Annotated in this window: 16 protein-coding genes and 1 other annotated feature; of the genes, 14 read left to right on the top strand and 2 right to left on the bottom strand. The window is 43.5% G+C overall.

The window, feature by feature from the left end; all coding sequences use genetic code 11:
• Positions 1–42: 42 nt before the first annotated feature.
• From N9I19_RS02550 to N9I19_RS02525, 6 genes are all read left to right on the top strand, one after another.
• The gene (locus N9I19_RS02550; protein ID WP_317776902.1) at positions 43–1,155 is read left to right on the top strand and encodes a PucR family transcriptional regulator; all 1,113 of its coding nucleotides are present in this window, start codon (positions 43–45) and stop codon (positions 1,153–1,155) included.
• Positions 1,156–1,271: 116 nt separating this feature from the next.
• The gene (gene glcD / locus N9I19_RS02545; RefSeq protein ID WP_061464330.1) at positions 1,272–2,684 is read left to right on the top strand and encodes a glycolate oxidase subunit GlcD; all 1,413 of its coding nucleotides are present in this window, start codon (positions 1,272–1,274) and stop codon (positions 2,682–2,684) included.
• Positions 2,681–4,006 carry a (Fe-S)-binding protein gene (locus N9I19_RS02540; protein WP_317776901.1) on the top strand — a complete coding sequence of 442 codons (1,326 nt, stop codon included), beginning with the start codon at positions 2,681–2,683 and terminating at the stop codon, positions 4,004–4,006. The genes glcD and N9I19_RS02540 overlap by 4 nt, the downstream gene beginning before the upstream one ends.
• A gap of 245 nt (positions 4,007–4,251) precedes the next feature.
• Entirely contained in the window at positions 4,252–5,181 is a 930-nt protein-coding gene (locus N9I19_RS02535) for a YsnF/AvaK domain-containing protein (RefSeq protein WP_317776900.1), read from the top strand.
• 182 nt (positions 5,182–5,363) lie between these two features.
• On the top strand, positions 5,364–6,146 hold the full coding sequence (locus N9I19_RS02530) for a general stress protein (RefSeq protein ID WP_317776899.1): 783 nt from the start codon (positions 5,364–5,366) through the stop codon (positions 6,144–6,146).
• Positions 6,147–6,471: 325 nt separating this feature from the next.
• On the top strand, positions 6,472–6,855 hold the full coding sequence (locus N9I19_RS02525) for a general stress protein (protein ID WP_089361711.1): 384 nt from the start codon (positions 6,472–6,474) through the stop codon (positions 6,853–6,855).
• A gap of 16 nt (positions 6,856–6,871) precedes the next feature.
• Here the strand turns inward: N9I19_RS02525 and sspI are convergent, their stop codons facing one another.
• Positions 6,872–7,081 carry a small acid-soluble spore protein SspI gene (sspI, locus tag N9I19_RS02520; protein ID WP_061464325.1) on the bottom strand — a complete coding sequence of 70 codons (210 nt, stop codon included), beginning with the start codon at positions 7,079–7,081 and terminating at the stop codon, positions 6,872–6,874.
• A gap of 122 nt (positions 7,082–7,203) precedes the next feature.
• On the opposite strand from sspI, the gene N9I19_RS02515 reads away from it, so the two are divergent.
• The 3 genes from N9I19_RS02515 (at position 7,204) to pheT (ending at position 11,787) form a co-directional block, all read left to right on the top strand.
• Complete coding sequence (locus N9I19_RS02515) at positions 7,204–7,962, top strand: TrmH family RNA methyltransferase (protein ID WP_089361710.1); 759 nt, start codon at positions 7,204–7,206, stop codon at positions 7,960–7,962.
• A 43-nt stretch (positions 7,963–8,005) separates the two neighbouring features.
• Positions 8,006–8,245 (top strand) — a binding site (T-box leader).
• Positions 8,246–8,303: 58 nt separating this feature from the next.
• Complete coding sequence (gene pheS, locus N9I19_RS02510; RefSeq protein ID WP_061464323.1) at positions 8,304–9,344, top strand: phenylalanine--tRNA ligase subunit alpha; 1,041 nt, start codon at positions 8,304–8,306, stop codon at positions 9,342–9,344.
• 28 nt (positions 9,345–9,372) lie between these two features.
• A complete protein-coding gene (pheT, locus tag N9I19_RS02505; RefSeq protein ID WP_061464322.1) occupies positions 9,373–11,787 on the top strand; it encodes a phenylalanine--tRNA ligase subunit beta in 2,415 nt (804 codons plus the stop codon).
• A 263-nt stretch (positions 11,788–12,050) separates the two neighbouring features.
• Here pheT and rnhC read toward each other — a convergent pair whose 3' ends face one another.
• Positions 12,051–13,010: a ribonuclease HIII gene (gene rnhC / locus N9I19_RS02500; protein WP_317776898.1), complete on the bottom strand. Its 960-nt coding sequence runs from the start codon at positions 13,008–13,010 to the stop codon at positions 12,051–12,053.
• A 172-nt stretch (positions 13,011–13,182) separates the two neighbouring features.
• Here rnhC and zapA point away from each other — a divergent pair, with 172 nt between their 5' ends.
• From zapA to N9I19_RS02475, 5 genes are all read left to right on the top strand, one after another.
• Entirely contained in the window at positions 13,183–13,443 is a 261-nt protein-coding gene (gene zapA / locus N9I19_RS02495; RefSeq protein WP_048678967.1) for a cell division protein ZapA, read from the top strand.
• A 4-nt stretch (positions 13,444–13,447) separates the two neighbouring features.
• The gene (locus tag N9I19_RS02490; protein WP_061464320.1) at positions 13,448–13,993 is read left to right on the top strand and encodes a CvpA family protein; all 546 of its coding nucleotides are present in this window, start codon (positions 13,448–13,450) and stop codon (positions 13,991–13,993) included.
• A 211-nt stretch (positions 13,994–14,204) separates the two neighbouring features.
• A complete protein-coding gene (polX, locus tag N9I19_RS02485; protein WP_317776897.1) occupies positions 14,205–15,923 on the top strand; it encodes a DNA polymerase/3'-5' exonuclease PolX in 1,719 nt (572 codons plus the stop codon).
• A 35-nt stretch (positions 15,924–15,958) separates the two neighbouring features.
• Positions 15,959–18,313, top strand: a complete 2,355-nt coding sequence (locus tag N9I19_RS02480; RefSeq protein ID WP_317776896.1) for an endonuclease MutS2 — start codon at positions 15,959–15,961, stop codon at positions 18,311–18,313.
• Positions 18,314–18,377: 64 nt separating this feature from the next.
• The gene (locus N9I19_RS02475; RefSeq protein ID WP_061464317.1) at positions 18,378–18,785 is read left to right on the top strand and encodes a DUF350 domain-containing protein; all 408 of its coding nucleotides are present in this window, start codon (positions 18,378–18,380) and stop codon (positions 18,783–18,785) included.
• Positions 18,786–18,793 lie beyond the last annotated feature (8 nt).

The following is an 18,793-nucleotide window of genomic DNA, read 5'->3' as shown; positions in this document are numbered from 1 at the left end:
CGAAATATTTTCCAAGCTCATTCAAAAAAAGGAGGAAATCTAATGCAATTGGCAGCAGTGGCAGAAAAATTGGTTCATGAGGTTCGGAAGCTGATTGATGAGGAAATCATCATTATTGATCATGCTGGCACGATTATCGCAAGCACCGATAGCAGCCGTATTGGATCTTACCATGAAGGAGCCATCCACGCTTTCAACAATCGTGAAAAATTGATCATCAATAAACAGGATGAACGAAGTTGGAAAGGGGTGAAAGCAGGAATAAATCTACCCATTTTCTTCAACAAGGAAGCCGTTTGTGTAATTGGAATTACGGGAGACCCCAAACATGTTTCCCCCTATGCAGAACTTTTAAAAAAGATGACGGAGATGTTCATTCAGGAAAGCTATCACATCGAACAAGTAGAATCCCAATCACGGCTGATGGAATTCTTTGTATTTGAATGGCATCAGCTGCAGCTGTTCAATGAGCCATTCCTTCAGAAGGCTAAGTTGCTTGGGGTCGATGTTCATGCAGACCGAATCATCACCCTAGGTGAATTTAAGACTGAAAAAATCATCGAACCCCATGTGTGGAAAACGCTTCAGATATACATAGGTCAGCAGCATCGCAAGGACATCGTTGTCCGTTGGGGGAGGAATCAATTCGTCATTCTTTCAATAGCCGATTTTATCGGTTCAAAAATCCAACAATTAAAGAAATTAAGTAAACTGCAAAGAAAACTGGAAGAGAGTTCGGGTTATAAAGTGTGTGCAGGGGTTAGTTCGCGTACACCGGGATCCGCATTCAGGCAAGCATTTTTTAAAGCGGAACGTTCCTTGAAAATTGCGTTTCCTTCATCGGGAATTATATTTGACGAGGACTTGAAGCTTGAGGTCCTGCTTGATGAAGTTACGACTGAAACAAGACAGGAATATTTATCCCGGACGATACAGGATTTGCTTCCTAATGAGGAGCTGCTTAAAACCCTTTCCATGTATTTTGCATGTGATCTATCTTTGAAAGAAACCGCTGCAGCCCTACATATCCATATCAATACCCTCCATTACAGGCTCAAACGCATAGAGGCTTTGACCCAACTCAATCCTAGGAAGCTAGCCGATTTAGTCATTATGTATCTATCCTTAAGAGTATTGGATAAACATCCAAATTAATTCTATGTAAATCTGTAAATTCTATATGTTCATACATAGAAGGTTGAATGTTTTTTTTCTTATACTTAAATCATATAAAAATATTGAATTCCATTTTATTTATGAGGGGGATATACATGTTAACAAAGCAGGTTAAGCATCTACTTCTTGCCATCGTTGGCCAGGAAAATTACGATGACTCGAAAGTGGAATGCCTTGTCTATTCATATGATGCAACGCCAGGGTTTCAAGCGATGCCGGATGCTGTCATTAAACCGGGCTGCACAGCCGAAGTCGCAGCCATCGTCAAAGTTTGCAACGAATACAGTGTTCCAATCATCCCACGCGGATCTGGGACGAATTTGAGCGGAGGCACCTGCCCGACAGAGGGGGGGCTTGTCCTATTGTTCAATCGGATGAATTCATTACTTGAAATAGATGGAGAAAACCTAACGGCAACCGTACAACCTGGGCTCATCACATTGGACTTGATTTCTGCAGTTGAAGAGAGGGGCTTGTTTTATCCGCCCGATCCAAGCTCGATGAAAATCTCCACGATTGGCGGCAACATTAATGAGAACTCTGGTGGACTGCGAGGGTTAAAGTATGGAGTCACCCGTGATTATGTCATCGGGCTTGAAGTGGTCCTTCCGAATGGGGACATCATTCGAACAGGGGGCAAGCTTGCCAAAGATGTAGCTGGATATGATTTAACGAAGCTTTTTGTCGGCTCAGAGGGGACCTTGGGCATCGTTACGGAAGCGATCTTAAAGCTGATCCCAATCCCGGAAATGACAAAGACCATGCTTGCCTTATATCAAGATCTGGATGCTGCAGCTCAGTCAGTGGCCAAGATCATTTCCAATAAAATCATTCCTGTTACATTGGAATTTCTTGATCGGCCGACTTTGATCGTGGTTGAAGACTTCGCGAAAATCGGTTTGCCCACCAATGTGGAAGCCGTCCTGCTGATTGAACAGGATGGTCCGCCTGAAGTGGTGGAACGTGATATGAAAAGGATGGCCGATATTTGTCTAGAGGAAAAGGCGGTTTCCGTGGAAATTGCCGAAACGGAATCTGACGCTGTTGCCTTGAAGACCGCAAGACGGACAGCCCTTTCCGCACTGGCACGCCTCAAGCCGACGACCATTTTGGAAGATGCTACCGTTCCCCGGTCGGAAATTGCCAAAATGGTTAGAGCGATTAATGAAATTGCCAGCAAGCATAACGTGAACATTTGCACTTTCGGTCATGCTGGGGATGGGAACCTGCATCCAACGTGCATTACCGACGCTCGTGATCATGATGAAATGGAGAGAGTGGAGCAAGCTTTTGCCGACATTTTTGCCGTGGCTATCGACCTTGGCGGGACGATCACCGGTGAACATGGTGTGGGAGCGATGAAGGCACCTTATCTTGAGTGGAAGCTGAAGAAAGAAGGGATTGCCGCCATGAGAGCGATTAAACAAGCTTTCGATCCCAATAACATCATGAATCCCGGTAAAGTATTTGCCAAGGAAAGCAGGAAAAGGGTGGTGGTATCTTCATGACGACGGCTCAGGAAAGGGAGACCATTGCCATTCAATTCGCGGAAAAAATGGATGAAGATGAATTGTTGAATTGCATGCGCTGCGGCTTTTGCTTACCCCATTGTCCGACATACATTGAATCGGGGTTGAAGGAATCCCATTCACCAAGGGGCAGGATTGCAATTATGAAAGCGGTGGCGGATGGTGTGATTGGGCCAGATGAGGATGTAGAGCGTTCTTTGAGTCTTTGCCTCGGCTGCAGGGCTTGTGAGCCTGTCTGTCCATCTGGTGTGAAATATGGACATCTTCTTGAAGAAGCAAGGGATATCATCCATCAGAATAAAAAACACAGTCTCCCTGTAAAAACGATCCGCAAGGCCGTTTTTAGTGGACTATTCCCGCATCAGGAGCGAATGCAGACCATGACAAGTTTGCTTGGCTTCTATCAGAAATCAGGCCTGCAATACATGGCCCGTAAAACGGGAGTCCTGAACATGCTTCCGGATAATTTGGCAACCATGGAAAAAGTGCTGCCAAAAGTCCCGAAAAAATCAGAAATGAAAAATAGGCCAACCGAACTGCCTGCAATCGGAACTGCACTCAAAAAGGTGGCTTTCTTTTCCGGCTGTTTGATGGATACGCTGTTTTTGGAAACGAACAAGGCCACACTAAAGCTTCTTCAGCTGGCTGGATGTGAAATCGTGATTCCGAAATCACAGGCCTGTTGCGGGGCGCTTCATGGGCACAGTGGTGAAAAAGAAGGGGCAAAGCAACTGGCCAAGCGTAATATTGAAGCTTTTGAAACGGACGAAGTGGATTATATTATTACGAATGCCGGCGGTTGTGGAGCTTTTCTCATAGATTATGATCATTTGCTCCAAGATGAACCCGAATGGCATGACCGGGCAATCGTATTTAAAAATAAGCTGAAAGATATCAGCGAGATCCTTGTTGATTTGCGTTTTCAGGAAAAAGTTCGACTGAAACTGCCAGATCAATCAGTAACTTTTCAGGATTCCTGTCACTTACGGAATGTGATGAATACCTCCTTGGCTCCGCGAATTCTCCTTCAATCGATAGAAGGAATCGATTTCAGGGAAATGAAGGATGCGGATCGCTGCTGCGGCTCGGCAGGAATTTATAATATTGTTGAATCAGAGATGTCCATGAATATTCTCGACACTAAAATGGTGCACGCTAAATCGACAAAAGCCGATATTGTTGTCACGGCAAACCCTGGCTGTCTGTTACAAATGCAATTGGGGATCGAGAGGGAAAATTTGGGGGCATGTACGAAAGCGGTCCATATTGTGGACCTGCTTATGGAGGCAGTTGATCTATAAAGCTTTCAAAGTGGTACATGAAAATAGTGACATAGCAGAATTTGGTTAAACATTACATTTTAAAAAATGGGGAAACCCTTGTAAAACTTGGATTTCATTTGAAAAAATGTTCTGTGCTGAGAACAAAATGTAAATGATATAACATAAATGAAATATTGATTTCTCGTTTACTTAGGTATATGGCGGGTAGAGTTTATATATAGCATCCACTAAACCAGTCAACAAAACCTAAGGAGGAATATTAAATGAATAAAACAGTATATGGAGTATATGAATCAAATGCAGAAGTGATCCAAGCAATCAATGTACTAAAGGCCAAGGGGTTTGAAGGTGACGATATTACGGTCGTCGCAGACAAGGCAGAAACATTGGATTTTACGAACCATCAACGCGAAACTGATGTTCATACAATGACGAATGTTCCTAACGACGAATCATTTATGGACAAGGTGGCACGCTTCTTCATGCCGGAAGATACGGCAGACCTTTCAACAAGATTGGCGAACGCAGGTCTTTCGAATAGTGAAGCGGCTGAACATGTCTTTGATGTAGAAAACGGAAAAGTCCTGGTTCTTGTCGATGAAAGTGAAGGCCACCTTGGAACGGCAAGGGATAAATTCACGACTGGAACAACGGACACTGCCCGTACAAGGCTGGATACAAACTCTGCCAACCCCCTTTACAACGGTACCGAAAAAGCCGATGCATTAAATAAAGAAGATGTATATGGAGTGAACGGGCAAGGCCGTGAATTGCCTGAAGATGAAAGGACGCTTCGACTCAGGGAAGAACAGCTGAACATTGATAAAGAAAGAGTTCAGACAGGCGAAGTGGTCATTAATAAAGAAGTCAATGAACAGCATAAAACGATTAATGTCCCTGTTGAACACGAAGAATTGACAGTCGAGCATAGATCAGTTTCAGGACGTGAAGCGAATCAGGAAACTGGAAGCATTGGAGATGGGGAAACATTACGTATCCCCGTTGTTGAAGAAAAATTGGAAGTTTCGAAAAAACCGGTTGTCACAGATGAAATCGTCATCAAGAAACATGCTGTACAAGAAACGGAACAAGTTCAGGATACCCTTAAAAAGGAAGATATCCAGCTTGATAGTACAGATGAATCGATCGTAAATGAAAAAAAGGCAACTGAACGAAAAATCGACCGCTTCTAAGAGTGAAGGAAAGGGCCTGCAGTTTTTAAACTGCAGGTTTCTTTTTGATTTTAAAGCCTGGCTAAAGGTTCGAACTTAGGGGAGGCAAACCTTTGAATGAGCCATTTTTTGTTTAAATAACGCCCATCAGGGTATAAATACACATAAGAAGGAATATCGGAATGATCAGAGGAGGAAGATGCATGGAAAAAACATTATATGGTGTTTTTAATACGGAAAAAGAAGTAATCCAGGCTATACAATCCCTCCAGGAAAAAGGGGTTCATGAAAGTGAAATAACTGTAATGGCTGATAAGAAAGAAGATTTGGATTTTTTCAATGAAAAGCCGGGTCCGGATGTGGATGTCGTTACGAACTCTAATGAGGATTCCTTCATTGATAAGATGAAGCACTTTTTCCTGAACGAGGGTTCAGAAGATATAAGGAACCGATTAGGTGACTTAGGGCTTTCCGATAGTGAAGCCACCGCTTATATAAATGAAGTGGAGGCCGGGAAATTCCTGATTCTTTTAGATGAATCGAAAACCGTATCACAACGAGATGGCGAAACTTCCAAAGGCATGAAGGATACGGACGGATTATCTGAAGTGAATCCGCTTAAAACAGGGGTGGTGAACAATCCGGACCCGAACCTTTTTCCTGAAACAACAGCGAATGCATATCAAACAAGGGAAGTAGAAGCACAGCCAGGAAGAAACGAGGAACTCCACGGAAATTCTGCTAACATCTTTGAAAAGGAAGAGCTGGATATGAAGCAAGCCCAAGAAAGGGAAATCAGTGGGAACTCCATCGGAAAATATAAGGAGCAAAAGCCGGGGGATCATTTAGGGAAATTAGCAAGCGACCCCAATGCAGACGCTAAAAAAGCTTTGGATGCTCAAGGAGCACTGGATCGGACCGGGCAGCAGGGGAAAGGCTTGATGGATGAATACATCAAAAATCGAATTAACACAGATAATCTGTAAGACCCGAAATAACAGCCTGCGCAAGGCTGTTATTTCAGTTTGAAGACAAAAGGGGTTCTATCTAAATTTCAAAACAAAGTTGATTGGAAGGGGTGTGTGAGACTCCTGCGGGAAAAGCGAGTGCCTGGAGGCAGCGTTCAAATTGTCTACAGCCTTCACAAGGCTGTAATTTTTTAGGATTGCGAAAAAACCCTTTAGGCAAGGGGTTTCCTCGTTTATTAGTTAGGAATCCCCAATGGACTATTTGCTTGTTTATTGATAAAGCCGCAAGGTATAATGACATAGGAATTTTATTTTAAGTAGAGTAACAAGGAGGGGGAGAAACATGGAAAAAAACGTATATGGTGTTTTTGACTCTAATCCGGAACTACTTGCTGCAATTCAGGACTTAAAAGCTAAAGGCGTGACTGGCAACCAAATGACAGTAGCAGCTGATATAAAAAACGATGTGCAGCTTGGAAATGAACATACGGATATACTGATCATCGCCAATCAGGATAAGGAGGACACTTTTTTTTTGAGAATCTTCCACTACTTCACAGATGAAGGATCTGGAGATTTACGCAGCTTTTTCACGAAATACGGCTACTCTTTTGCTGAGACAAAAACGATGCTTGAAGAAGTGAGCGGAAAAAAGTTCATCTTGCTGCTTGATGAGGAAGTCTCCATCGAAGAACTGAAAGCCGGCAAAGCGAAATCAAAAAAATAACAGCCTTTGAAGGCTGTTATTTTTTTAATCCTGCTTCAAGGGCAGTGATCATTTCCTGTTTTTCCTGTTCAGATGAATTTTGCCAGATGACCTCGAATAATACTCCCAATCCAGGAAGCATTTTTTCCTCGCCATTCTGTATGGCATCGACAATCGTGTCTTCTAGCTGATCTTGCGAATTTCCAGATACATTTTGGATGATCGCATTACGTAGGTTTAAATTCACAATTATTCCTCCTCTAACACATAATGACTGACATTAATAGCATTTCACAAACTGGCATGCAATATGTATGTGAATTGCGTTATAATAGGAAAATCAGTGTGAAGTTAAAGGAGCGTTTACCCTTGAAATATATTGAATCCATAAAAAACCCGCAAGTGAAGCAATGGAAAAAGCTATTGACGAAAAAAGAACGCGATAAAACAGGCAAATATTTAGTCGAGGGTTTTCACCTAGTTGAAGAAGCCTTAAAAGAAGAAATCGTCCTGGAAGTGATCGTAAATGAAGAAACTGAAATGCCTGGCCATTTTAAGCTGGAAGGAACAGAAGTCATTTATGTGAAAAGTGATATTATGAAAGCGATTTGCGATACCGAAGCCCCACAGGGAATTGCAGCGGTTTGTGAACAGAAATTAACGAACATGACGTCCATTAATCCGGATAAACTATTGTTGATCGATGCCGTACAAGATCCGGGGAATATTGGAACGATGATCAGGACAGCGGATGCGGCAGGAATCGATGCGGTCATTCTTGGCGAAGGATGTGCCGACTTGTATAATCCCAAAGTGGTCCGTTCGACGCAAGGGAGCCTATTCCATATGCCTGTCATTAAAGGGAACCTTTCAGAGATCATCGATGAGCTGAAGCAAATCGGCACACCTGTTTATGGCACGGCATTGGAAGGAGCATCCCCATTTGAAGAAGTGGAAAAGTCTTCTCGTTTTGCCCTGCTGGTCGGCAATGAAGGTCAAGGAGTGTCTAAGGAATTACTAAAGAAAACGACTAAAAACCTTTATATCCCCATCTACGGAAAAAGCGAATCACTGAATGTGGGGATCGCTGCCGGGATTTTAATGTACCATTTACGAAAATCGATTTGAAACGGCCGTGGAATTATAATATAATAAAACAGAATTTTATATTGAAACAACGATGACAAAGAGTAGTAGCTTAAGTTATCCATATCCAGGGAAAAAATGCCTTGACTGAAAGCATTTTTATGGCACCTTAAGGGAATTCACCTTTCGAGTTGGCATTGGGAAGACAGATTGTCCGAAAAATGTTCCGGTGAAGAGCCGTTATTTTTAATGAAGTGAGTGCAGAAGTTTATTTGTTCGTGCACTAATAAGGGTGGTACCGCGATACATAGACCTCGTCCCTTTAGGGATTGGGTTTTTTTTGTGTTCATTTTTACAACAGGAAAATAAAGGAGGAAGACATGATGCAGGAACGTTTACTAGAACTGCAGGAAGAAGCGTTGCAAAAAGTTGCCGCCGCTTCCGAATTAAAAGAACTGAATGAAGTCCGTGTTGCTTATTTAGGGAAAAAAGGGCCAATCACTGAGGTATTGCGCGGCATGGGTAAATTATCAGCCGAAGAACGTCCGAAGATTGGGGCACTAGCCAATGATGTTCGGGAAGCGATTGCAACAAAGATCGAGGAGAAACAAAAAGCACTTGAAACTGCGGCAATCAATGCAAAGCTGGCAACTGAAACGATTGACGTCACACTCCCAGGACGTCCGGTTAACAAGGGGAATCTTCACCCATTAACACGTGTCGTGGAAGAAATCGAAGACTTATTCATCGGAATGGGTTATACCGTTGCAGAAGGTCCCGAAGTTGAAAGCGACTACTACAACTTCGAGGCACTTAACTTGCCAAAAAGCCATCCTGCACGTGATATGCAGGACTCATTCTATATCACGGATGAAATCCTGATGCGTACGCACACTTCACCTGTTCAAGCTAGAACGATGGAAAAACATAAAGGTCAAGGTCCTGTTAAAATCATCTGCCCAGGAAAAGTATATCGCCGAGATAACGATGATGCGACACACTCCCATCAATTCCAGCAAATTGAGGGCTTGGTCATCGATGAGAACATCAGCATGAGCGACCTGAAAGGGACGCTTGATGTATTTGCGAAAAAAGTATTTGGGCAAGACCGTGAAATCCGACTTCGTCCAAGTTTCTTCCCATTTACGGAGCCTTCTGTCGAAGTGGATATTTCTTGTAAAATCTGTGGTGGTAAAGGCTGCAGCGTTTGTAAACAAACAGGCTGGATCGAAGTGCTTGGCGGCGGGATCGTTCATCCGAACGTCCTTGAAATGGCTGGCTTCGATTCCAAGAAATACTCGGGATTCGCATTTGGAATTGGCGTGGAACGGATTGCCATGTTGAAATACGGTGTGGATGATATCCGTCACTTCTATACGAATGATGTCCGATTCTTAAAACAATTCAACCATCACGAAGCATAAATTTTTATTTTAAAAAGGAGGACCTACCATGTTTGTGTCATATAAATGGTTACAAGATTATGTTGACCTTTCAGGCATCAATGCGACGGAACTAGCTGACAAAATCACGAAAAGCGGCATTGAGGTTGAAGGGGTAGAAAAGAAGAGTGAAGGGCTTAAAGGAGTCGTCATCGGGCATGTCATTGAACGTGAACAGCATCCAAATGCGGATAAATTGAATAAATGCCAAGTTGATATCGGTGCCGAAAATCCCGTCCAGATCATCTGTGGAGCACCGAATGTCGATAAAGGCCAAAAAGTCGCAGTCGCTACCGTTGGCGCAGTCCTTCCAGGTAATTTCAAAATCAAAAAAGCGAAACTTCGCGGAGAAGAATCGCACGGGATGATTTGCTCGCTTCAAGAATTGGGCTTCGAATCCAAGCTTGTGTCAAAGGACTATGCAACAGGTATCTTCGTCTTCCCTAATGATGTGGAAGTAGGGAAAGATGCATTGGAAGAACTTGGTTTAAGTGATGAAGTGCTGGAACTTGGGCTGACTCCAAATCGTTCTGACGCATTGAGTATGCTTGGTGTTGCATACGAAGTGGGTGCCATCTTAGGCCGGGAAGTGAAATGGCCGGTTGTCGAGAAAGAAGAGGCAGCTGAAAAAGCATCTGATAATATCAGTGTCAAAGTGGAAGCGAAAGAAGATAACCCGATATACATTGCTAAAATCATCAAAGATGTTAAGGTCGGACCCTCACCGCTTTGGATGCAGACTCGGTTAATGTCTGCAGGTATCCGACCTCATAATAATGTGGTCGATATCACGAACTACATTTTACTTGAATATGGTCAACCGCTACATGCCTTTGATTATGACCGCTTTGGTTCAAAGGAAATCGTCATTCGCAGAGCGAAGGATGCTGAAAAAATCGTAACTTTGGATGAAGCGGAACGGACTTTGACGCCTGACCATTTAGTGATCACAAATGGCAGCGAGCCTGTTGCGATTGCTGGTGTGATGGGCGGAGCGGATTCCGAAGTGAAAAATGATACAACGAACATCATTATTGAAAGTGCATATTTTGCAGGTACAGTAGTTCGTAAAGCTTCAAAAGACCACGGCTTGCGCAGTGAAGCAAGTGCCCGTTTTGAAAAAGGCGTCGATCCGGCCCGTGTTCGTGAAGCTGGAGAACGTGCCGCACAGTTGATTGCACAATATGCTGGCGGAACAGTCTTACAAGGAACGGCTGAAGTTGACGAATTGACAATGGAACCAGCGGTCATTAGCATCACACTGGAAAAAATCAACACACTTCTTGGAACAAGCATGAGCGTAACTGAAGTGGAGTCGATCTTCAAACGCCTGCAATTCGGCGTGGAACTTGACAATGAAACGTTCACAATCACTGTCCCTACGCGCCGTGGCGATATTACGATTGAAGCTGATTTAGTTGAAGAGGCTGCACGTTTATACGGATATGATAACATTCCAGCTACGCTGCCGATCGGTTCTGCTACTCCAGGCCAATTGACTGACTATCAAATTAAACGGCGGAAAGCACGTCGTACCCTTGAAGGCGCAGGCCTTTATCAAGCGGTGACCTATTCACTTACAAGCCAGGAAAAAGCGTCCCAATTCGCATTGGAAGCAAGAGAATCCATTCGTTTAGCAATGCCGATGAGTGAAGAACGAAGCCAATTGCGTTTGAGCATCGTACCTCAATTGCTGGAAGTCGTGAAATATAACAATGCCCGCCAAATTGATTCACTGGCACTGTATGAAATCGGTTCGGTATTCTTTAAGCAGGACGAACAAGAACTGCCTGAAGAAAAAGAACATATTGCTGGAGCCATCACTGGCCTATGGGAGTCGCATCTATGGCAAGGTGAAAAAAAACCAGTGGATTTCTTTGTAGCCAAAGGCGTGATCGAAGCATTATTCGATACACTGGGATTAGCTGATCAAATCAGTTATCGCCAAGCGGAAATTAACGACATGCATCCAGGACGGACAGCAGAAGTACTGTTGAATGGTGATGTGATTGGCTTTATCGGCCAAGTGCACCCAACTGTCCAAAAAGACTTGGATATTAAAGAAACATACATTTTCGAACTTTCCTTAAAAGCATTGGCCGAAGCCGAAGTCGCGCCGATTGCATACCAAACCATTCCGCGCTATCCATCAACTACACGCGATATCGCGCTCGTTGTGGATCAAGCTACGAAAGCCGGGGACATTCAGAATATTATTGAAGAAGCCGGTGGCAAACTGCTGAAAGAAGTAAGCATCTTCGACTTATACGAAGGTGAAAGAATGGAGGAAGGCAAGAAATCCATTGCCTACTCACTGAAATACTTCGACCCGGAACGGACGCTAACGGACGAAGATATTACAAAAGCACATGAAAAAGTGCTTGAAGCCGTTAAAGAAAAAGCTGGCGCAGAACTTAGAGGATAAAACCAAAAAGACAGCTCCCTGAATCTTGGGAAGCTGTCTTTTTATGAACTCACGAGTAAAGCGTGTGAACTCACGAGTAAAGCGTGTGAACTCACGAGTAAATGGTGTAAATTCACGAGTAAAGCGTGTGAACTCACGAGTAAATGGTGTAAATTCACGAGTAAAGCGTGTGAATTCACGAGTAAATGGTGTAAATTCACGAGTAAAGCATGCGAATTTACGAGTAAAACGTGTTTTTCATCAATAAAAAAGCGGCTGTTCCCTTATTTATGGTATTTCTGTTGATATAATCGCTTCGCTTTTTCTGTATTGGCGAAGTGGATTTTCGTGAATTCGTTCAATGAATCGATTCCTTTTTCATGAATCAATCTTGCAGCTGCTTCATCGACTGCAAAGCCGGCACCTTTAGGGATTTTGAATCCGGCTTTTTCACTCAGCAAATCAAAGCGTTTGACGAATGCATATCGGGCCAGGATGGAAGCGGCTGCCACTCCTAGGTGTATGCCTTCCGCTTTTGTGCATAAATAGGTGGCATTAGCTTGAAAGAGTTCTTGGCCTTTTAGGTAATTGAAAAATACATCTGGTTGAGCGAATTGATCAATAAGGACCGCTTCCGCTTGTTCCGGGTGCATTTTTTGCATGAGATGCTTGATTGCTTGGTTATGGAGGAGGGCCTTCATTTTTCCTTGTGACATTCCCTTTGCCTGCAGCGTATTATATTTCGGGTTGTCGCATGTGAGCAGACTGAATGGCACCACATCCTTAATCTGTTTGGCAATTTCGATAATCTGTGGATCTTTCAGGTTTTTGGAATCCTGGACACCAAGTTCCTTCAATAGGGCGAGTTGCTCCTTTTTTGCATATACGGCTACAACGGTGATCGGGCCGAAATAATCTCCTGTTCCTACTTCATCGGAACCAATCACTGACATGATTCCAATATTTGCAGGTGGTGAATATCGATGGACGTTGACTGATGCGGATGATGCCGTTTTTTTCTTTGGAGCCGCAGCGGTGGTACCTTGTTGCCATTTTACCGCTTCTATTTCGGCATTCTTACCTTGAAAGAGTACTTTGCCGGATTTATAGGCGGTCACCGTACATAACGGCGGTTTGGCGGAAAAGATGCTCCCTGGCGGCAGTTTGGCGGCTAAGGATGAAGAATAATGGGATTTCATCACCTTTATTTGTTCAGGGCTGATAAGTAAAACAACATGGGACATAATGGGTAAACTCCTAACATCATTTTATTTTTCAGGTAATTTTCATCCTAGAGTCGTTTTCATCTGACAAATTATTGCAGTTTTTATGCGAGAAATGACGCTGTACTATCTTTCGTGACGAAAAACTTCATGATATGATAGAATTAGGATTGTTTAGATTGGGGGCATCATTTTGTCAGACGATAAACGAAATAAAACAACAGTTGATATATACGGTCAACCATACACAATCGTCGGTACAGAAAGCGCAAGTCATATGCGCCTGGTCGCTTCGATGGTTGACGAAAAAATGAGAGAGATCAGGATGAAAAATCCATATTTGGATACAAGCAAGCTAGCGGTACTAACGGCCGTGAATACCATCCACGAATATATTAAATTAAAAGATGAACTAGACCAGCTTCAACTGGAATTAAAGAGAGAGAAGGACTGAGTACATGCTTGATTTAGCAATTCTGGCCATTCTTTTAATCGGTTTATTAATCGGTTTAAAGCGTGGCTTCATTTTACAAATGGTTCATATGACAGGGTTTATAGTAGCCTTCATCGTCGCATATGTATTTTACGGAGATCTTGCTCCCAATTTGAAATTGTGGATCCCGTTTCCAACGATGAGTGATTCCTCGACCCTTAATATGTTTTTCGATACAGTCGGGCTTGAAACGGCGTATTACAATGCGATTGCCTTTGCGATCATTTTCTTTGCTGCCAAGATTCTTTGGCAAATGATAGGATCTATGCTCAATTTCATTACCCATCTTCCGATTTTAAAACAGCTGAATCGCTGGGGTGGAGGGATATTGGGTTTTCTCGAAGTCTATCTTATCATGTTTATTATATTATATATAGCTGCCATGCTGCCAATGGATTCCATCCAGAAACCATTAACGGAATCTTTTCTGGCAGAAACGATCGTGAAACATACGCCGTTCCTGTCCGAGCAAGTGAAAGACCTTTGGTTTAATGAATTAAAACAATCTTAATGTCAATATACGAGGGCCTGCCTCCCTTTCTCAAAGTCCTAGATTCCTATACTTTGAACGGGGGAGGCCCCTTTTTATGTAGTTGAATGTTATCTCCCTCCAATTTGGTTCGAAAGTTAAGAATCGGACTGCTTGTACTTTACCTCCAAGAAAGGTATCTTTAAGAAAGTAAACATGGGACACCCTACTAATTTTTTCGGCGGTGAATTAAATGACAATTAATAAAAAAGATATCATTAAATTATTAGAAAAAATCGCAATATATATGGAATTAAAAGGAGAGAACCCGTTCAAGGTTTCAGCTTTCCGAAAGGCAGCAGGCGCCTTGGAAACGGATGATCGGAGCCTTACAGCTATCGAAGACTTTACCGCTTTAAATGGAATCGGGAAAGGAACGGCATCTGTCATCGAAGAGTATATAAATGAGGGGAAATCTACCGTACTTGAAGAGCTGCAGGAGCAGGTGCCGAAAGGGTTGATTCCGCTCTTGCAGCTTCAGGGTTTGGGCGGGAAGAAAATTGCCAAACTTCATAAAGAGCTGCATGTCAATGATGTGAATGATCTTAAAATCGCCTGTGAAGAGGGCAGGGTCGCGGCGCTTGCCGGTTTCGGCAAAAAAACGGAAGAGAAGATCCTGTCTGCAATTGCCGAGGCAGGTTCAAGGCCTGAACGGCTGCCCCTTGCCTTCATGAGGCCGATTGCGGATGTTATTGAAACGGCCCTAGCGAACATGGAAGGCATCATACGATCATCCAGAGCCGGCAGCATCCGGCGTATGAGGGAAACGATCAAGGACCTCGATTTCATCATCTCGACAGATCATCCCGATGAAGTCAAGAATCAACTGCTTGCTTTAACGGGCATAAAACAAGTGATTGCAGCCGGTGATACAAAAGTATCGGTCGTGCTTGATTATGAATATGATATTTCTGTCGATTTCCGAATTGTGAAGGATAAGGAATTCATCACGACACTCCATCATTTTACCGGTTCGAAAGATCACAATGTGCGGATGCGCCAGCTGGCTAAAGATCGCGGAGAGAAAATCAGCGAATATGGTGTGGAGGTGGTTGAAACCGGTGATGTACTGACGTTTGAAACGGAAGAACAATTTTATAATCATTTTGGCCTTCCATTCATTCCCCCAGAGCTGCGTGAAGACGGAACGGAAGTGGAGCAATATGATGCTAAGGAACCTCTCATATCTATAGAGGCCATCCAAGGTGACCTGCACATGCATACCACATGGAGTGATGGGGCTCATACGATTGAAGAAATGATTGAAGCATGCCGTGCAAAAGGTTATCGCTATATGGCCATCACCGATCATTCGCAATATTTGAAAGTGGCGAATGGCTTGACCGTGGAGCGTTTACGTGAACAAAAACGAATCATCCATGAACTGAATGAAAAATATGATGACTTTACCGTTCTTTCAGGGATTGAAATGGATATACTCCCTGATGGGACACTTGATTATGACGATGAACTGCTTGCGGAGCTGGATTTGGTGATCGCATCGATTCACTCAAGCTTTTCACAGCCTAGGGAAACGATCATGGAGCGCTTAAAAACGGCTCTGAATAATCCGCATGTCGATATCATCGCCCATCCAACGGGAAGGATTATCGGCAGACGCACCGGATATGATGTTGATATAGAGATGCTGATCGAACTAGCACGCGAGACGAATACCGCATTGGAATTGAATGCGAATCCGAACCGTTTGGATTTGGCGCCACCCCATCTCCGCAAGGCACAGGAAGCAGGCGTTCCGATCGTAATCAATACCGATGCCCACAGCATCGATATGCTTGAACATATGCCTGTTGGAGTCTCGGCGGCGAAAAAGGGCTGGATTAAAGAATCAACGGTCCTTAATGCAAGGGATAAGGATGGATTATTAGCGTTTTTAAAGAGAAATGATTAACTATTTGCCCATAAATAAGGAGGAGCTTTAACTCCATGCATAATAAAGCTTTAAAGACATTGGAATTTCATAAAATAAAAGAACAATTAATCTCACACGCATCCTCTTCCATAGGAAAAGAGAAGGCACAGCAATTGATGCCTTCCACTGATTTTGAAGAGGTGTCGAGATGGCAGGAAGAAACAGATGAGTCAGCCAAGATCGTCCGGCTGAAAGGTAACTTGCCGTTGGGCGGGATTTTTGATATCCGTCCACATGCAAAAAGGGCACAGATTGGCGGAATGCTCTCGCCGATGGAATTGATGGAACTTGCAAGTACGATTCGTGCCGGCAGGATCCTCAGCCGTTTCTTCGATGAACTCGCAGAGCAGGAAATTGATGTTCCGCTTTTAGCGGAATATATCGATTCCCTTCATCCATTGATTGATTTGCAACAGGAAATTACGTATGCAGTAAGTGAACATGGCGAAGTGCTGGATTCTGCCAGCGATAAGCTTCGTACCCTAAGAAACCAGATTCGGACGAACGAAAGCCGTGTCAGGGAAAAACTAGAAAGCATGATCCGTTCTTCCAACGCATCAAAAATGTTATCGGATGCCATCATCACCATCAGGAATGACCGTTTTGTGATCCCGGTAAAACAGGAATACCGCAGTGTGTATGGAGGGATCATTCATGATCAATCCTCATCTGGGCAGACGCTGTTCATTGAACCGCAAGCTATCGTTCAACTGAATAATGTCCTGCAGGAAACCCGAGTGAAGGAAACACAGGAAATAGAACGGATATTGGTCGAATTATCGGAAAAAGTCGGTGCGTTCACCCCAGAATTGCTTCATAATGTCAAAGTGCTTGCACAAATCGATTTCCTTGTCGCCAAGGCAAAGTATGCAAAAGCGATAAAAGGATCCAAACCGATTCTGAATAATGAGGGACGCGTGAAATTATTCAAAGCGAAACATCCGCTCATTCCGAGTGATGTTGTCGTGGCCAATGACATTTTCCTTGGTGATGAATTTACGACAATCGTCATCACTGGACCCAATACAGGAGGTAAAACGGTTACACTGAAAACAATTGGCCTCTGTACCTTAATGGCCCAGTCCGGTCTGCAAATCCCTGCGCTGGATGGTTCCGAAACGGCTGTGTTTTCCTCTGTTTATGCCGATATTGGCGACGAACAGTCGATTGAACAAAGCTTAAGTACATTCTCTTCGCATATGGTCAATATTGTCGATATCCTAAAGAATGTCGATTATGACAGCCTTGTTTTATTCGATGAGCTTGGTGCGGGAACCGACCCTCAGGAAGGTGCCGCTTTAGCCATTTCCATTTTGGATGAAGTGTATAAGCGCGGAGCACGTGTGATTGCAACGACACATTACCCAGAATTAAAAGCGTACGGATATGATCGGGAAGGCGTCATTAATGCAAGCGTAGAATTTAATGTGGAAACCTTAAGTCCTACCTATAAACTTTTGATCGGTGTACCGGGACGGAGTAATGCATTTGAAATTTCCAAGCGCCTTGGTTTGGAAGAAAGCGTGATAAGCAGCGCCCGCAGCCATATTGGTGAGGATACGAATAAAGTTGAGAATATGATAGCCTCCCTTGAAGACAGCCGCAAGAAGGCTGAAGAAGAGGAACGGGAAGCAGCGGATCACCTGAAACAAGCTGAAGTTCTTCATAAAGACCTTCAAAAGCAAATTGGTGAATATCATGAAGAACGGGATGCCATGGTCGAAAAGGCTGCAAAAGAGGCAGCGGCAATCGTTGAAAATGCCCAAAAAGAAGCGGAAGCGATTATTGCCGATTTGCGTAAACTGCGTCTGGAAAAGCATGCCGATGTTAAAGAGCATGAACTGATCGATGCAAAAAAACGGCTTGAAAACGCGACGCCAAAATTGAAAAAAACATCAAATAAAGCGGCGAGGCCGCTGGATAAAAGCTTGAAGCCTGGAGATGAAGTGAAGGTCGTAAGCTTTGGTCAAAAAGGTCACTTGATCGAGAAGGTCTCAAGTAATGAATGGCAGGTTCAGATCGGCATCATGAAGATGAAGGTGAAGGAGTCTGACCTAGAATTCATCAAGGCAACGAAAGTAAAAGAAATAAAACCGCTTACCACGATAAAAGGACGGGATTATCACGTTAGCGTGGAACTTGACCTGCGTGGCGAACGCTTTGAAAATGCAATATCAAGAGTGGAAAAGTACGTTGATGATGCTCTTTTGGCCGGTTATTCGAGTGTCTCCATCATTCATGGTAAAGGAACGGGGGCTCTCCGGTCCGGTGTTCAGGAATACTTGAAAAATCACCGCTCCGTCAAAAGGATTCGCTTCGGTGAAGCCGGTGAAGGCGGAACAGGTGTTACGGTGGTGGAATTTAAATAAAGGAAAGTGGCCATTCCGGCTACTGCAAAAGCCGGGTGGCTAGTTACCATTCGGGAGTTGGACCATGGAGAACATGTGGGAAAATGAATATGTATATATAGCTGCTCGATACAGTGTCGTTATTCTGTGCATGATTGTTTTTTTAGCCATTTTTGAACTTGTCACAAAGTACAAGAACTGGGAGGAAATCAAACAGGGAAACCTTTCTGTCGCGATGGCAACTGGCGGTAAAATATTTGGGATCGCCTATGTATTCCAACAGTCCATCCTCCATCAGAATTCGCTTCTTACCATGATTGGCTGGGGCGTATACGGATTTGTCCTTCTGTTGATCGGTTATTTCATTTTTGAATTTATGACTCCTCGATTTAAAATAGATGAAGAGATACAAAAAGATAATCGGGCAGTTGGATTCCTATCGATGATCATTTCTATCGCATTATCTTTTGTCATCGGCGCCGGAATTTCTTAATGCCCTTC

It is taken from the genome of Peribacillus sp. CSMR9 (assembly GCF_033141925.1).
Classification (GTDB): Bacteria; Bacillota; Bacilli; order Bacillales; family DSM-1321; genus Peribacillus; species Peribacillus simplex_A.
Note: the sequence above shows the minus strand (reverse complement) of the source record. Positions and strands in the feature narration are given on the sequence as shown.

What these genes read in the sequence shown, in the direction of transcription:
- N9I19_RS02550 (WP_317776902.1), top strand. Translation starts at nt 43, where the DNA reads ATGCAATTGGCAGCAGTGGCAGAAAAATTGGTTCATGAGGTTCGGAAG.
- glcD (WP_061464330.1), top strand. Translation starts at nt 1,272, where the DNA reads ATGTTAACAAAGCAGGTTAAGCATCTACTTCTTGCCATCGTTGGCCAG.
- N9I19_RS02540 (WP_317776901.1), top strand. Translation starts at nt 2,681, where the DNA reads ATGACGACGGCTCAGGAAAGGGAGACCATTGCCATTCAATTCGCGGAA.
- N9I19_RS02535 (WP_317776900.1), top strand. Translation starts at nt 4,252, where the DNA reads ATGAATAAAACAGTATATGGAGTATATGAATCAAATGCAGAAGTGATC.
- N9I19_RS02530 (WP_317776899.1), top strand. Translation starts at nt 5,364, where the DNA reads ATGGAAAAAACATTATATGGTGTTTTTAATACGGAAAAAGAAGTAATC.
- N9I19_RS02525 (WP_089361711.1), top strand. Translation starts at nt 6,472, where the DNA reads ATGGAAAAAAACGTATATGGTGTTTTTGACTCTAATCCGGAACTACTT.
- pheS (WP_061464323.1), top strand. Translation starts at nt 8,304, where the DNA reads ATGCAGGAACGTTTACTAGAACTGCAGGAAGAAGCGTTGCAAAAAGTT.
- pheT (WP_061464322.1), top strand. Translation starts at nt 9,373, where the DNA reads ATGTTTGTGTCATATAAATGGTTACAAGATTATGTTGACCTTTCAGGC.
- rnhC (WP_317776898.1), bottom strand. Translation starts at nt 13,010, where the DNA reads ATGTCCCATGTTGTTTTACTTATCAGCCCTGAACAAATAAAGGTGATG.
- N9I19_RS02490 (WP_061464320.1), top strand. Translation starts at nt 13,448, where the DNA reads ATGCTTGATTTAGCAATTCTGGCCATTCTTTTAATCGGTTTATTAATC.
- polX (WP_317776897.1), top strand. Translation starts at nt 14,205, where the DNA reads ATGACAATTAATAAAAAAGATATCATTAAATTATTAGAAAAAATCGCA.
- N9I19_RS02480 (WP_317776896.1), top strand. Translation starts at nt 15,959, where the DNA reads ATGCATAATAAAGCTTTAAAGACATTGGAATTTCATAAAATAAAAGAA.
- N9I19_RS02475 (WP_061464317.1), top strand. Translation starts at nt 18,378, where the DNA reads ATGGAGAACATGTGGGAAAATGAATATGTATATATAGCTGCTCGATAC.